24 protein-coding genes and 1 pseudogene are annotated in these 13,800 nt (G+C 45.3%); 19 read left to right on the top strand and 6 right to left on the bottom strand.

Translation table 11 applies throughout. The annotated features are described in order from the left end of the window. Positions 1-197 precede the first annotated feature (197 nt). The 3 genes from LQE92_RS09045 (at position 198) to rlmD (ending at position 3,789) form a co-directional block, all read left to right on the top strand. Entirely contained in the window at positions 198-1,088 is an 891-nt protein-coding gene (locus tag LQE92_RS09045; protein ID WP_231062660.1) for a radical SAM protein, read from the top strand. A gap of 56 nt (positions 1,089-1,144) precedes the next feature. Further along, positions 1,145-2,347, top strand: coding sequence for a class I SAM-dependent rRNA methyltransferase (locus LQE92_RS09040; protein ID WP_231062659.1), 1,203 nt, complete (start codon positions 1,145-1,147; stop codon positions 2,345-2,347). An 83-nt stretch (positions 2,348-2,430) separates the two neighbouring features. Next, positions 2,431-3,789, top strand: coding sequence for a 23S rRNA (uracil(1939)-C(5))-methyltransferase RlmD (gene rlmD, locus LQE92_RS09035; protein WP_231062658.1), 1,359 nt, complete (start codon positions 2,431-2,433; stop codon positions 3,787-3,789). A gap of 78 nt (positions 3,790-3,867) precedes the next feature. Here rlmD and LQE92_RS09030 read toward each other — a convergent pair whose 3' ends face one another. The 3 genes from LQE92_RS09030 to LQE92_RS09020 all read right to left on the bottom strand — a co-directional run bounded on the left by LQE92_RS09030 (position 3,868) and on the right by LQE92_RS09020 (position 7,155). Then, a complete protein-coding gene (locus LQE92_RS09030) occupies positions 3,868-5,073 on the bottom strand; it encodes a tyrosine-type recombinase/integrase (RefSeq protein ID WP_231062657.1) in 1,206 nt (401 codons plus the stop codon). Between the two features lie 189 nt (positions 5,074-5,262). Beyond that, positions 5,263-5,688: a hypothetical protein gene (locus LQE92_RS09025; RefSeq protein ID WP_231062656.1), complete on the bottom strand. Its 426-nt coding sequence runs from the start codon at positions 5,686-5,688 to the stop codon at positions 5,263-5,265. A 15-nt stretch (positions 5,689-5,703) separates the two neighbouring features. After that, the gene (locus tag LQE92_RS09020; protein WP_231062655.1) at positions 5,704-7,155 is read right to left on the bottom strand and encodes a GIY-YIG nuclease family protein; all 1,452 of its coding nucleotides are present in this window, start codon (positions 7,153-7,155) and stop codon (positions 5,704-5,706) included. A gap of 78 nt (positions 7,156-7,233) precedes the next feature. On the opposite strand from LQE92_RS09020, the gene LQE92_RS09015 reads away from it, so the two are divergent. Continuing rightward, on the top strand, positions 7,234-7,443 hold the full coding sequence (locus tag LQE92_RS09015; protein ID WP_231062654.1) for a helix-turn-helix domain-containing protein: 210 nt from the start codon (positions 7,234-7,236) through the stop codon (positions 7,441-7,443). A 269-nt stretch (positions 7,444-7,712) separates the two neighbouring features. On the opposite strand, the gene LQE92_RS09010 is transcribed toward LQE92_RS09015, so the two are convergent. Then, on the bottom strand, positions 7,713-8,081 hold the full coding sequence (locus tag LQE92_RS09010) for a helix-turn-helix domain-containing protein (RefSeq protein ID WP_231062653.1): 369 nt from the start codon (positions 8,079-8,081) through the stop codon (positions 7,713-7,715). Between the two features lie 154 nt (positions 8,082-8,235). On the opposite strand from LQE92_RS09010, the gene LQE92_RS09005 reads away from it, so the two are divergent. The 4 genes and pseudogenes from LQE92_RS09005 to LQE92_RS14695 form a co-directional block, all read left to right on the top strand. Then, the gene (locus LQE92_RS09005; protein ID WP_231062652.1) at positions 8,236-8,385 is read left to right on the top strand and encodes a hypothetical protein; all 150 of its coding nucleotides are present in this window, start codon (positions 8,236-8,238) and stop codon (positions 8,383-8,385) included. 12 nt (positions 8,386-8,397) lie between these two features. Further along, positions 8,398-8,556 (top strand): hypothetical protein, encoded by a 159-nt coding sequence (locus LQE92_RS09000; protein ID WP_231062651.1) that lies wholly within the window; start codon positions 8,398-8,400, stop codon positions 8,554-8,556. A gap of 14 nt (positions 8,557-8,570) precedes the next feature. Next, positions 8,571-8,777, top strand: coding sequence for a helix-turn-helix domain-containing protein (locus LQE92_RS08995; protein WP_231062650.1), 207 nt, complete (start codon positions 8,571-8,573; stop codon positions 8,775-8,777). Positions 8,778-8,840: 63 nt separating this feature from the next. Then, positions 8,841-8,960, top strand: a pseudogene (locus LQE92_RS14695) (helix-turn-helix transcriptional regulator); the annotation flags it as partial. Here LQE92_RS14695 and LQE92_RS08990 read toward each other — a convergent pair. Continuing rightward, positions 8,953-9,228, bottom strand: a complete 276-nt coding sequence (locus LQE92_RS08990) for a helix-turn-helix domain-containing protein (RefSeq protein ID WP_231062649.1) — start codon at positions 9,226-9,228, stop codon at positions 8,953-8,955. The pseudogene LQE92_RS14695 and the gene LQE92_RS08990 overlap by 8 nt on opposite strands. Before the next feature lie 100 nt (positions 9,229-9,328). Between LQE92_RS08990 and LQE92_RS08985 the strand changes: the two genes are divergently transcribed. Further along, a complete protein-coding gene (locus tag LQE92_RS08985) occupies positions 9,329-9,538 on the top strand; it encodes a hypothetical protein (protein WP_231062648.1) in 210 nt (69 codons plus the stop codon). Position 9,539: 1 nt separating this feature from the next. Further along, the gene (locus LQE92_RS08980) at positions 9,540-9,737 is read left to right on the top strand and encodes a helix-turn-helix transcriptional regulator (protein WP_231062647.1); all 198 of its coding nucleotides are present in this window, start codon (positions 9,540-9,542) and stop codon (positions 9,735-9,737) included. On the opposite strand, the gene LQE92_RS08975 is transcribed toward LQE92_RS08980, so the two are convergent. Then, positions 9,711-9,917 carry a helix-turn-helix transcriptional regulator gene (locus tag LQE92_RS08975; protein WP_231062646.1) on the bottom strand — a complete coding sequence of 69 codons (207 nt, stop codon included), beginning with the start codon at positions 9,915-9,917 and terminating at the stop codon, positions 9,711-9,713. The genes LQE92_RS08980 and LQE92_RS08975 overlap by 27 nt on opposite strands. A 134-nt stretch (positions 9,918-10,051) precedes the next feature. Here LQE92_RS08975 and LQE92_RS08970 point away from each other — a divergent pair, with 134 nt between their 5' ends. The 9 genes from LQE92_RS08970 to LQE92_RS08930 all read left to right on the top strand — a co-directional run bounded on the left by LQE92_RS08970 (position 10,052) and on the right by LQE92_RS08930 (position 13,798). Beyond that, positions 10,052-10,354, top strand: a complete 303-nt coding sequence (locus LQE92_RS08970) for a hypothetical protein (RefSeq protein ID WP_231062645.1) — start codon at positions 10,052-10,054, stop codon at positions 10,352-10,354. A gap of 12 nt (positions 10,355-10,366) precedes the next feature. Further along, positions 10,367-10,516 (top strand): hypothetical protein, encoded by a 150-nt coding sequence (locus LQE92_RS08965; protein ID WP_231062644.1) that lies wholly within the window; start codon positions 10,367-10,369, stop codon positions 10,514-10,516. A gap of 56 nt (positions 10,517-10,572) precedes the next feature. Beyond that, the gene (locus LQE92_RS08960; RefSeq protein WP_231062643.1) at positions 10,573-10,740 is read left to right on the top strand and encodes a hypothetical protein; all 168 of its coding nucleotides are present in this window, start codon (positions 10,573-10,575) and stop codon (positions 10,738-10,740) included. Further along, positions 10,706-11,017: a hypothetical protein gene (locus LQE92_RS08955; protein ID WP_231062642.1), complete on the top strand. Its 312-nt coding sequence runs from the start codon at positions 10,706-10,708 to the stop codon at positions 11,015-11,017. Before LQE92_RS08960 ends, LQE92_RS08955 begins: the two co-directional genes overlap by 35 nt. After that, the gene (locus tag LQE92_RS08950) at positions 11,007-11,573 is read left to right on the top strand and encodes a hypothetical protein (protein ID WP_231062641.1); all 567 of its coding nucleotides are present in this window, start codon (positions 11,007-11,009) and stop codon (positions 11,571-11,573) included. Before LQE92_RS08955 ends, LQE92_RS08950 begins: the two co-directional genes overlap by 11 nt. An 8-nt stretch (positions 11,574-11,581) precedes the next feature. Further along, positions 11,582-12,214, top strand: coding sequence for a putative HNHc nuclease (locus LQE92_RS08945; RefSeq protein WP_231062640.1), 633 nt, complete (start codon positions 11,582-11,584; stop codon positions 12,212-12,214). Positions 12,215-12,322: 108 nt separating this feature from the next. Continuing rightward, entirely contained in the window at positions 12,323-12,688 is a 366-nt protein-coding gene (locus LQE92_RS08940) for a hypothetical protein (protein WP_231062639.1), read from the top strand. Continuing rightward, on the top strand, positions 12,660-13,091 hold the full coding sequence (locus LQE92_RS08935; RefSeq protein ID WP_231062638.1) for a hypothetical protein: 432 nt from the start codon (positions 12,660-12,662) through the stop codon (positions 13,089-13,091). Before LQE92_RS08940 ends, LQE92_RS08935 begins: the two co-directional genes overlap by 29 nt. After that, on the top strand, positions 13,088-13,798 hold the full coding sequence (locus LQE92_RS08930) for a hypothetical protein (RefSeq protein WP_231062637.1): 711 nt from the start codon (positions 13,088-13,090) through the stop codon (positions 13,796-13,798). The genes LQE92_RS08935 and LQE92_RS08930 overlap by 4 nt, the downstream gene beginning before the upstream one ends. The last annotated feature ends 2 nt before the right edge of the window (positions 13,799-13,800 follow it).

Genomic DNA, 13,800 nt, shown 5'->3' with positions numbered 1-13,800 from the left:
CAGGTTCACGGACCGGATACGGACTGAATTAAAAATGAATATTGACAGACAGCGGCAGCCGGAAAGGATCTGCCGCTGTCTGTTTTAGTGTCTCCATTTAAAATGGCGGATGGGTGTTGTTGTATTTGGAGTCTGATTCCAGTATAATGTAGAATAATGATATCTTTTGGCTGTAAAAGGGAAAAGAGGGAATCGGGATGGGAATCTGCAGGCTGTGCCCGAGAGAGTGCGGCGTGGACCGTAAATCCGGACAGACAGGCTATTGCGGCGTCGCCGGCGGCGGGATCTATGCGGCGCGGGCTTCGCTTCATATTTGGGAGGAACCTTGTATTTCCGGTAAAAATGGATCGGGCACCGTATTTTTCAGTGGCTGTAACCTTCGGTGCGTTTACTGCCAGAATTACCAGATCGCCTGCGCTGAAACGGGAAAACAGATTACAGTGGAAAGGCTGGCGGAAATATTCCTGGAGCTTCAGGAGAAAGGTGCGGCCAATATAAACCTGGTAACGCCGACTCACTACACGCCGGAGATCATAGCTGCTGTAGAGAAGGCCAGAGCTGACGGATTATCCCTGCCGGTCGTATATAACTGCGGCGGCTATGAAAAGACGGACACGCTGAAAACTCTGGAGGGAGTCGTGGATGTCTATCTGACGGATTTTAAATATATGGAGAAAGAGACGGCACGGCGGTATTCCGGGGCGGAGGATTATCCGGAAACGGCGAAGGCCGCATTGAAAGAGATGGTGCGCCAGCAGGGCCGGGCGGCGTTTGCCCCGGATGGAAATATGAAAAGAGGCGTGATCGTCCGCCACCTGCTTCTTCCGGGACATTTGAAAAATGCGAAAGCAGTGGTGGGCTATGTGTATGAGACTTACGGAGACCAGGTCTATCTGAGCCTGATGAATCAATATACACCGCTGCTGCAGGTAAATAAATGGCCGGAATTAAACCGGCGCGTCACTAAACGAGAATATGACAGACTGGTGGACTATGCCATTTCCATCGGAGTAGAGAATGGTTTCATTCAAGAAGGCGAGACGGCCGGAGAAAGCTTTATCCCTGCGTTTGATCATGAGGGGATATAAAGGAAAATAAATTTGGACAGCAAGGATAAAATACAGCCGGACGGCGGGAGGAAAATATGAGCAATGCAATCGTAACTTTAAAAAAGGGAGCAGGACGGACTTTGAAATCAGGCGGTCCCTGGATCTACGACAATGAGGTGGAAAGTATCCTGGGAAAATTTGAGGATGGGGACATTGTACTGATACACGACTTCGACGGGTATCCGCTGGGAAAAGGGTTTATAAACCGGAATTCAAAACTGACGGTCCGTATGATGACCCGGGATAAAGATGCCGAGATAGATGAGGAATTTCTCCGGATGCGTGTTAAGAACGCTTGGGAATACCGGAAACAGGTGGTGGATACTGACAGCTGCAGGGTGATTTTCGGAGAAGCCGATTTTCTGCCCGGTATTGTGATAGACAAGTTTTCCGACGTGCTGGTGGTACAGTCGCTGGCGCTGGGGATCGACCGGTTTAAGGTACTGATCGTTGATATACTGAAGCAGTTCATGGAAGAAGACGGAATCGCCATCCGCGGCGTTTATGAACGAAGTGACGCGAAGGTCAGAAAGCAGGAAGGGATGGAATGTGTCAAGGGATTTCTTGGGGAACCCTTTGATACGAAAGTGGAGATAACAGAAAATGGTGTCCACTATTTGGTGGATGTGAAAGAGGGACAGAAGACAGGCTTTTTTCTGGATCAGAAATATAACCGCAGGGCAATCTGGAAGCTGTGCCCCGGTGCGAGGGTATTGGACTGTTTTACGCATACAGGATCCTTTGCTTTAAATGCAGGATTAGCAGGGGCGGAGAGTGTGATTGGCGTAGACGCATCTGAATTGGGAGTGGCCCAGGCAAGGGAAAATGCGGCATTGAATCATTTGGAAGAGAAAGTGGAGTTTCGCTGTGCCGATGTATTTGAGATGCTTCCTGAACTGGAGAAACAGGGGGAGAAGTTTGATGTGGTGATCCTGGACCCGCCGGCGTTTACAAAATCCAGGAATTCCATAAGGAATGCGGTAAAAGGTTACCGGGAAATCAATCTGCGGGCCATGAAGCTGATCAAAGACGGGGGATATTTGGCTACTTGTTCCTGTTCTCATTTCATGGATTATGAATTGTTCACTCAGACGATTGGACAAGCCGCCAAAAATGTTCACAAGCGGCTGCGGCAGGTGGAATTTCGCACCCAGGCTCCGGACCATCCGATACTTTGGGCGGCAGATGATTCATATTATTTGAAATTTTATATCTTTCAGGTGTGCGATGAAAAATAGCAGGGCCGGTACTGACAGAGCAATCGGTCTGCAGTTACGGCATAAGCATAAGAACGGTCAGAGAGGGAAGGAATAGACAGGGAATGAGTCAGTTAAAAGGCGAAAAGAGGAATAAACAGTTTAAAGCTCCAGCTGCGAAGGGGAAGGAAACACCGGAATACGAAATTCATAGTAAAAAGACGGGATTGAGAGAAACGTTCTCAGAATCAAAAGGGAATGCGAATACTGGTAAGAGGAAACCTGTTTCTTTAAAAACCAGCTATGCAGCTGCAGCCAGCGATGGACGCAGGAGGGATCAGGAATCATTCTGTCCGGTTTCAATGAAATGCGGAGGCTGTGAATATCAGAGGATTTCTTATGAGGAGCAGCTGCGGATGAAACAGAAAATGGTGGAATCTTTATTAAAAGGAATCTGCCGGGTCCATCCTATAATCGGAATGAAAGATCCCTTCCATTATCGCAACAAAGTACATGCAGTTTTTGACCGGAAAAAAGATGGGACAGTCATTTCCGGAGTATATGAAAGGAACAGCCACAGAGTCGTTCCCATAGACGACTGTCTTATTGAGGACGAGCAGGCGGATGCGATCATCCGGGACATCCGGGGACTGTTAAAATCCTTTAAGATTCGAATATTTGATGAGGACACCGGCTATGGCCTTCTTCGTCATGTTCTGATCAGGCGGGGCTTCAGCAGCGGAGAAGTGCTGGTGGTCCTGGTGCTGTCCTCTCCGATTCTGCCGTCTAAAAACAATTTTGTGAAAGCTCTTCGCGCGCTCCATCCGGAGATCACGACCGTTGTGCTGAATGTCAATGATAAGAGGACCAGTATGGTGCTGGGAGAACGGGAGATCACCCTTTACGGAAAAGGATATATTGAAGATACTCTGTGCGGGAAAGTATTTCGGATTTCTCCCAGATCTTTTTATCAGGTAAACCCTGTCCAGACAGAGGTTCTTTATGGTAAAGCGATTGAATTGGCCGGCCTGACAGGAAAAGAACGTGTCATTGACGCGTATTGCGGGATCGGGACGATCGGGCTGACGGCCAGCAGCCGGGCCGGTGAGGTCATAGGGGTAGAGCTCAGCAAAGATGCGGTCCGGGATGCCATAGCGAATGCCAAACGAAATGATGTGAAAAATGTCCGCTTTTACCAGAATGATGCAGGAGAATTTATGAGCGGGATGGCAGAACAGCGGGAGAATGCCGATGTGGTGTTTATGGATCCTCCCAGACAGGGAAGCGATGAGGCATTTTTGTCCTCTGTTTTGCGTTTGGCCCCGAAAAGGATTGTCTATATTTCGTGCAATCCAGAGACCCTGGCACGGGACCTGAAATATCTGGTGCAGCGGGGATATCGGGCAGAAGGAGCTTGGCCGGTGGACATGTTCCCGTGGACAGGACACGTGGAATGTGTGGTCCAGCTAACCCGTATAAAATAAGGATTTGCATGTGGTTTGACTGGTTGTAATACAGGGTTTGCCTACCTTTTGCCTACCGTGGATTTAAGTGGTAGGCAATCAACCAGTTACCTCCTCAAAGATACGCACCGCATCGGAACGCATCTTTTCCGTGTTAAAGACATAGCGGTTCATCGTGGTGGAAATATCCTTATGGCCGAGCCGCTCCATGACAGTCTTTGGACTTGCCCCGTTTTCGGCCAATAAGGTGCCATGCGTGTGACGGAGAGAGTGGCTGTGGAATAGCACAAGCCCCAGTTCGTTGTGGATCACACGGGCACAATATTTAAAGGACTCCGGCGTAAGGAGCTGTCCATTTTCTTTTACCGACAATGGCATGATCTCCCGATAAGGAACGGTTTCGCTGGCAGGAAACTGAACGATTGAACCATCAGGGCGTACATATGTTTTTAAGTAATAGGGACCATAAAATAACATGGTCTCTTTTCTTTTTATGTACTCTTTCCGGATAGCTTTTTGAATGGTGCTTCCCATATCTACCGTCCGATAGGATTCGTATTTGGGGGGCCTTTGATACCAAACTCTATCCTCCTTTTGGACCTGCTGATTGATGGAACAAGTACGCGCGCCAAAGTCAAAGTCCGTAAGCAGGTCCAGGCCATAGGTCTCCCCAATCCTGGTCCCGAGATGATAAGATGTCAGCAAAGGCAGATAAAAAGAGGAGCCTTCCGGAAATCGGGACATGATCTTTTCCCAGTCATCTGCGGAACAGATATATTCCCGCTTGATCTTAAGTTCTGGACTTTCTTTTAATCTCCCCAATTTTACATAGCTGCAGGGGTTATACTTTATAAATTTCATCGGGATTACCGCATATTCCAGGGCGCCAGACAGGCAGGCAAGGAGATTCCTTACCATACTGACAGAGAAGCCCTTTAATTTGACGTTATCGATCCAATTCTGGACAATGTCCGGTTCGATGGCACTCAGGCGATATTTTCCCAAAGCCGGCTTAATGTGGTTGCGGGTCTTGCTTTCATAATCCAGATAGGTATTATGGCCCAGGTTCTTTTTTACGTGGTTTTCCAGCCAATAATCCAGATAGTCGGCAAGGCTGATAGTAGATGGAGTAAAAGTACGTCCCGAGGTTTCATATTCGGCCTTCGCCTTCGTCCCCGCAGTCAGGGCGTCCGCTTTTGTCCGATATCCGCCTTTTGAGATGGGTTTCCTCTTTCCGCCTATTTTGGCTCCCTCGAAAGAATATTCCCAAGTAGCCCCTCTTTTCCTTGTTCTGAGTTGTCCCATTGTATCATCCTCCTTTTGAATTTTAACTTTAATATCCACCTGAGCATGGACAAAAAGGGTATAAAAATAACAGCCAGCGAACGATTGTTCCGCTTGCGATGGCTGCCCGAAGATGATACAATATAGTTGATTAGGGCGTATCTCTTCGGGATATGCTTGCCGGTCTCTGTTGGCGCAGGGGCCGGTTTTTTAATAGCATTTTTTACACGCTTCGTATCCTTGTGCTTCAGCATCAGATTTGCTCATTTGCCTTGAAACATCAGGATTCATTTTTCCGCAATCCGGTTTATTGTGATATTTACTACCAGTTGCAGAAATCCATACCATTTGTTCTACGGGTTGCTGGACGGAGGTCTCAGTAGTAATAATTTCGTTACTGGCCTCCGATGTGTTTTCAGTTTCTGGCTTAGTGCTTACCGTAGTTGTTGCTTCTGTTTGCGCTAATGTGGTTGTAGATGTAGTGGCTTGGAGTGTAGCTTTAGTTGTAGATGCTTCTGTGGTTACTTGTTTCTGCGCGAATGACGGGCTATCAGCTGTTTCGTTTGAATCATTACAAGAAATCAGCGATGTGGCTATAATAATACAAACCAGTAAAGTTATAAATTTCTTTTTCATACTCATTTCCCCTGTTTATTCATCATCATCGGTTTCTAGTAACAAATCTGATGTATAATTTTCATCAGTGGATTGGGACTGACGGAATTCTTCAGCCAACATAGTTTTATTAAATTCAGCTGACGGCTCAATATTTGTTACCATTTCTTCCAGTTCATCTAAGCTTACCTTGAAAAATTCTTTCCGCATATTTACTTTGTTAAGGCGCTTATTATTAAGCAGTTCGTGTAGCTTATTTTCTAAGCCCACTGCATCATTAGAGAAGATAAAACTGTGGACATCGAATTTAAAAGGAACGCTGGCACTTCCGAGTTCGTTCACACGGTCTTGTGGGTCTAACCGACGCGTCATCCCCACCTTAAATACATTTTCTCCGAAAGATCCCAAATTACTGATTATGTAAACATTTCCGGCTTTTCCGTTTTGAAGGTTGCTGATTTCTTCTTTCTTTATGACAACATCGGATAGCTGGCTTTGCAATTCAAGTATACGGGTTTGTAGTTTGGCCACTTCGTCGTCAGATAAATCTGCAGTAAGGCTTTCCTGCAATTTGGAAATTTCAGCATTATATTTTGCTTCTTCTGCTTCTATCTTTTTCCTTTCTGCTTCCAATGCCTTTCGTTCTTCTGCCTCTTGACGCATTTGTTCGCGGATAGCTAACTGCTCCTGGCGAGCTTGTTCTTTTTTGACATAGTAGTTATATTCAATTTTTACAGCATTTATAAAAAAGTATTCTAATTCACCGATAAATTTCGTGAGAGTACCAGCAATACTCTGATTTCCTTCGCCCGCTATTTTAAGGTACTTAGAAGAAACATTTTTGATATCTTCTATAGATTTATCAAGCTTCTCATATTTCAGATTATATAATATGTTTTGTAATTCTGCCCTTAGAGCTATTACCATTAGACTGTAGATGCTTTTATTTGCCTTTGTTGTATATCTGGAAGAATATTGATCCATGAGCTTGTCAATCTGTTTTTCGTTTTCTCTGTATGCTTTTCGGAGGCTCTTGATATCCATACAGTGTAATTTGAGGATAACAGAAGGAGCAATATTGTCCGCGTCTTTATAATCTTGCCAGGAAACCTTACAATTGCTATAAGAAATATCTGATGCAAAAAAGTTACTAATTGCATACTCTATACTTTTGTAAAGCTCTTTACTTCTCGAAAGTTTATTAGTATTTGTTCGTAGCTGCTTATCTAACTTCGTATTTTTGTCCATAAGAGCTGCGATCTCTTCCCGTAGCCTGGAAATGGTTATGTTACAATCAGCTATATCACGGTTGAGATTGTTGAGTTTAACAGTTGCTTCAGAATTCATACTTTCAATTTTTTCTTTTACCTGATAATACTCGTCCGCCCCAATAGAAGACATTTTATCTTCTAATATTTTAACGGTATTACGAAGTTCTTCATTTTCTGCTTTGATTTTTGAAATTCGAAAAATATCTATGAATCCCATTAGTGCCCCTCTTTCCCCTCATCTCTAAAGTATATATTTCTTTACTCTGCAAATAATATTCGCAGAGGTGAAACCATAATGAAAATAAAAGTAGAATATAAAATCCGTCAAATCCGTTTAGGCCGTCATTTGACACTTGATAGGCTGTCGGCACTATCTGGAGTAAGCGTTACTGAAATAAATGATATTGAACGCGGCATTCGCGAGGCTACAGTGTCTACATTATGTATGATTGCTGTTGCTTTGGAGGTAGAAGTTTGTGATTTATTTATCTATTTTCCGGCATAACGGAAATCCGAAATTATTTAATATCCCATCTCGTTCCATTAGTAGAAGCCACAATATACCAATCGAATATATGATTAAGTGCTTGATTTATTACGCGTTTGAGTGTATCATATAATCAAGAAAAACAAACACATGTTCGAAAAAGAGATGGGGGTACTGCTTATGGATTATCGGACTGAGATAACAAAATTATTGCAAAGGCCTATTGAAGATTACATATTAAAATTGATTTATACTTTTATCAAAAGGCTATTGGACTAGGGACTTTCCTAGTCCCTTTCTTTTGTTATGTTCTCAACGATTTTCTCCAATACCTCCCATTCATCTACTGATAATTCCGCTAAAGCTTCGATAAACCTATGACGGAAAGAGTCTTCTTCATCCTTTAGAACGTCTGCTGCGAATTCAGCAATCTGTTCTCCCCGTGTTTTCTGTATGAACATATCTCCTAATCCATTACGGAGCCAGTCTTCGTTTACATCAAATTCCCTGCATATAGAGAATATTACCGCATCGGAGGGCATTCGGAGACCATTTTCATAATTTGTTATGGTATTTCCTTTTACCCCTACTATTTCTCCAAACTTCGTTTGAGTAAGTTTTAAAGATTTTCTTAACATTCTAATTCTGTCTTTCAAAGTTTCACTTCCTTCCTATGCGACCATTATATATCCAAAAACTCTCAAAGTCAATAATTTATTTAAAATATTTGCAAAACTTATTGACATATATTTCATAGAGAGTTATAATACTCTCATAGTCATACAACAAGCACAGTGAGGTGATGAATATATGTGTGAACGCGAAAAACAGCTTCTGGAATCTTTTGCGGAATCGCTTCCTAAAATGACCGAATTTGAAAAAGGCTACATTTTAGGAGTGGCGGAGAGTAAGGTTCAGGATAAGAAGAACGAAGAGAAAGAATCTAAGGAGATGGGATAAGGAGGTGTGAGAATGAGAAAGAGAAGCAAGAAAATATGGGCGTACCTGGACGGTAAGAAGCTGGTGGAAGTGATCCAGGCCGCACTGGACAACAACATGATGGTGGACGATCTGAAACAGAAGCTAATCGAAGAGAATCCAGGACATGAAGTCACATTCAAAGTTCAATAATTGAGGAGGAAAAAATGCCAATCATGGAATACGAACCGCTTTACAACGCGAAGGAACTTACCAAGGTATTAAAAATTGGAATCAATGGAGTATACGAGTTGTTGAGCTCCGGGAAATTACCTTATCTGCTTATAAACGGCGGGAAAAAGGTGCGGGGAAGCGACTTAGAACGATTTATCGAAACGTATCCGGTAGCCACGAGGGGAGAAGAAGAAACTTGAGCACCTATTTATCCTGGTCATGCTGCTGGCCTATTTTGCGGCGGCGACAACGGAGGAAAGAAAATGCGTAAAGCACTGAAAGAAGCCCGCCAGAAGGCAGGCATGACACAGCAGCAAATGGCGGACAAACTAAACATTGGATTGAGACATTACCAGAAAATCGAATCTGGTGACACTAATGGCTCTTTCGAGGTTTGGGACGCCTTGGAGGACATTCTAGAGATACATCAACGGAAACTCCGAGAGCATCCAGATACTCATCACGTTCAAGCAAAAAATCAGTAGGGACATTTAGCAAGTCTGCTAAAGATACAAGCCCCTCAAAAGTAGGTCGGGCATCGCCGCTTTCGTATTTTTGATAGTTACGCAAGCCGGTATCCAGGTAATCAGCCACCTGCTGCGCGGTGTATTTTTTTGAAATCCGTGTGGCACGCAAACGATCTTTGAACATAATGATCCTCCTTATAATATATTCTTGACATATGCCATATTATGGCATATAATCAAAAGAAATAATACGCCATGACATGGCATAACAAGGAGGAAGCCACATGAAAATTGAAATTTCAGGAAGCAGATGTATTAGCTGCGCAAAGTACACACAGTATTACAGCCGGTCATTGTGTACATATGAGATGGAGCCAATTAACCGGGGATATTGCGGGCAAAGGCAGTGCGTAACACAGCCGGGGAACCGATGCAAGAAGTACAGGGAAAAGAGTAACGTAGGAACCGTATATTTGAAAGAACAGAGGGAGTGAAATGCGTAAAGCACTGAAAGAAGCCCGCCAGAAGGCAGGCATGACACAGCGGGACGTTGCCGATTATCTGGGGATTACGGAGCGATATTACCGCCAAATAGAAGCTGGACAAAGAACAGGAGATTTTGAATTATGGGATTCGTTGGAAGATTTACTTAAAATACATCAACGATTACTTAGGGTAATCTCTTCCGACTAATTCATCAAGGGAGACATTGAAGTAATCCGCGAGTTTAATCAGAACGGACAATTCCGGTTCCCTTGCTCCTAATTCATAGTTCCGGTATCCCCGAACAGTAACACCGAGCAATTCCGCCATTTGAGCCTGTGTGCAGTTTAAGGCAAGGCGTAACTCTTTTAGTTTGTTGGAAAATTCCATAAAACCTCCTTAAAAATGTTGACAGGAACAAAATGTTCCTATATAATAAAAACGAGGAGAGGAACAATATGTTCCTCATATCGTATTACAATTAATTAATAATTTATCATACCACAAAAAAGGAGGAAAAGTCTATGATTTCAAATGATGTGAGCAAATTGGAAAAGGAAAATTCCATTTTAAAAGAAGTGTTAGCAGAATTGTCAAAGAAGATGGAACAGAACCGGATAGTCAAGCCGAAAAGCTGTCAGTATTGCAAGCACTACCTTCAGTATTATATAAAAGGCGGAATGGCTTATAGGGATGAGTACACACCAATCTACAATGGACATTGTACCAAAGGAGTGCCAATTAAAAAGGGAGGAAAAAGGAACCCGAAACCGGATGATACGTGCGTATATTTTGAAATTGGTACATATGGAACAAAATATTATTGAGGAGGTGAAGAAATGGAGATCAAAGAAGAATTATACGAAGTCATGACGGCCCATACAGCGGCTATCTATCATGATGCCCTGGGCCTGGACATTATCCTGGCGGATGGCGGGGTATTGACGGCGGAAATAGAAAAAGAGCCCCAAGTAGCGGCAACTACATAAGGGGCCCAAAGAAATAAAACCTATGCGTATTATAACGCAAGTTTGGAGGTTTGGCAATGGATTACGAAAAATTATGGCGGACGTTAAAGGGCGAGGCCCTCACCAGGAAGCGGATCGCTGCCATGATGGAAGTGTCTTGGGACGAAGTCATGGACATGATGGAGCAGATGGAACAGGAAGAGTACACGGGTGGGGACTTTTACCTGGAAACGGATGGTGGATGAGATGACAGGGTACATAAGCACGGACCGGGAGCGCCGGATCGTAGTCTCGGATGCGGAAGCGTTTGACTATGCAGTGGGCCACCTGGATGAACTGACCACGGACAGCGAGAGATCCAGTCTGGTCAACGCAGCCCTTTATGATCCGGAGCTTCAGGAGGCACTTTTTTTATACGCAAAAATGATCATCCCGCAGGCGAAGGGGAAGGCCAGGGAGGAACTGGTGGAGTTTTTCTTTTCCGGCGGGGAATTCGAAAGGAGTGAGGTGGATGGAATATAAGGATATAGACAATGCGAACCGGCTGCTGGTCACAACAGATGTAAAAGGAAAAGCTTATGTGGAAGTGAACCAGAGGATCAAAGCCTTCCGCATGTTGTATCCGGAAGGATATATAGAGCCGCAGGTGATCAGCAATCAGGAAGGGGTCTGTGTCATGAAAGTGGAAGTCGGACACTACGAACAGGGAGAAAAGCGTGTGCTGGGTATCGGGCACGCTTATGAAAAGGAAGACGGCTCCTATATCAATAAGACCAGCTATATTGAGAATTGCGAAACAAGTGCGGTTGGCCGGGCCCTGGGAATGCTGGGTATCGGAATCGATACGAGTGTTGCGAGTGCAGAAGAGATGGAACACGCGGTACAGCAGCAGGAGGGGATGAAGCCTATCAATCAGGCGACCATCAGAGCACTCCGGGAACTGTTCCGTAAAAATGGGATCGATGAGGCAAAGGTACTGGTGCTCTATAAGATCGGCTGCGTGGAGGAAATGACCAATAAGATGCACGTAAACCTTATCAACCACCTGGACCAGGTGAAAAAGGAGTGTGGGATCTGAGGTGAGATATGCAGGCATATACGGTCATCAAAAAGTACCGGGAGACCAAAGAGGGGACCGATCTGGTCATCCATATCCCGGACAGGCAGCTGGGCGATATGATCGCTGAGAAGCGGATACGGGATGCAGAGATCCGTATGGACGACGGGCGGCATATCTCAGCAGAGCAAAGGCGGAAGGCCTATGCCACGATCAACGATATCGCCATGTGGATGGGGGATGCCCCGGAAGCGGTAAAGGAATGGATGAAATACCGGCATATCTGCCGGACGGGTGATGGGTATTTTTCCCTGAGTGATTGTACGATGGATACCGCCCGGGAATTTATCAATACTCTTTTGGATTTTTGTCTGGAACAGGGCGTGCCCCTCGGTGAGTACGGAGCCCAGAGAACGGATGATATCGGAAAATATCTCTGGTGCTGTTTAAAATACAAAAAATGTGCCGTGTGCGGCAGGCCGGGAGAAGTCCATCATTGGGATGCTGTCGGGATGGGGAATGACCGGACGAGGGTGGATGACAGCGGGCATCGGAAGATATGTCTGTGCCGGGAGCACCACACCGCAGCACACAGCCGTGGAAATGCGTCATTCGAAAAGATGTATCATGTCTACGGCATCTTATATCCAACAGCTCCATGACCTGTCTGGTCATGCTGCTATATAACTATTGTTGCATTTTGTCACACACAGTAACCTATTGTAAGCCGGTCAAGACCTCCGGGGAGACCCGGAGGGAAAGGAGGCAGGATGAAGGACATATCGGAGCTTGTGCCGGTCGGATATAGAAACGCCATCCCGAGGGAAGAGCTGATGAGGCGCACAGGGGTGGGAGACCGTCAGATGCGGGAACTGATCAAGGCATCTCCTGTGCTGATCTGTAACCTGCAGGATGACAAAGGATATTTCAGGCCGGCGGAGGATGAAGAGCATCTGGTGAAGATGTTCCGCCGTCAGGAGAATAAAAGGAGCCTTTCGACCGGGAGGACAGTCCGGAAATGTGATGACTGGATCCGGGACAGAAGGGCAGAGAAGAGTGATCTGGTGAAGAACCAGATAAGCCTTTTTGAGTGGTTGGGAGGAGCAGATGGGAAACATGCAGAGAGACAAAGGTAAACGCGGAGAACGCGAGCTTGCCGGGATTCTGCGGGACTACGGTTATCCATGTCGAAGAGGACAGCAGTTCTCCGGAGCAAATGGTGATGCGGATGTAGTCGGGCTCCCGGGGATCCATATCGAATGTAAACGTTGTGAGAGATTAAATCTAAAAGCGGCGCTGATGCAATCCAGAAGGGATGCCAGAAGTAGTGAGATCCCAGTAGTGATGCACCGTAAATGCCGTGAGCCGTGGAAGGTGAGCATGTATATCCAAAACTTTGAGAAGATATACCGAGCTGGAGTGTGCAGTACGTTCCGCAGGAAGATATACGGCGGGAAGATCACGCTCCTTTTGGATGACTGGATCTGTTTTTACCGGGAATGGCAGGCTGAAAAGGAGCTTGAACAGGAGAGAGAATGAACTATATAGCCGAAATGAAAGCGTTTTACGATAGGCTCGAACTAAACCCGCAGCCCGCCCCTGTGATCGCCTTATGGCATGCGCTGATGTCCATAGCGAATAAAGCAGGGTGGCCAGATATGTTTACGGTAGCCTCATCAGTCCTTGGCCTTCGGGCTGGATTAAACGCCCAGGCGATCAAAAGAGCCAGGAACCAACTGGCCCAGAATGGTTACATATCCTGGCAGCCGCGTGGCGGGAACCTGTCCGCGATGTACCACATCCAATCTCTTGTGGTACAAAATGATACTAAAAATGTACCACAGTCTGAACCACAAGTTGTACCACAGTCTGGACCACAAAGTGAACCACAAGTTGTACCACAAAGTGTACCCATTAATAAACATAAACTAAAACAGATACAAAAGAAAGACTCTAACGAGTCAAAAGAAAAGTTCACGCCTCCTACGGTCGACGAAGTGAGGGCGTATTGCGTGAGCCGTGGGAACAAGATAAACCCGGACACGTTCGTAAATTTTTACAGTTCCAAGGGATGGATGGTCGGGAAGAACAAGATGAAAGATTGGAAGGCGTGCGTGAGAACATGGGAGCAGACTGAAAAAGAGAAAAACAGGCCAGGGAAGAAAAATGTCTTTTCCGGATACGACTCCCAACGGGATTATGATGCGGATGCCTTAGTGGATCAGATAAACGGGATGGGAGGATGACC

Source organism: Lientehia hominis, from assembly GCF_021044755.1.
In the GTDB taxonomy this organism is placed as follows: Bacteria; Bacillota; Clostridia; order Lachnospirales; family Lachnospiraceae; genus Lientehia; species Lientehia hominis.
Note: the sequence above shows the minus strand (reverse complement) of the source record. Positions and strands in the feature narration are given on the sequence as shown.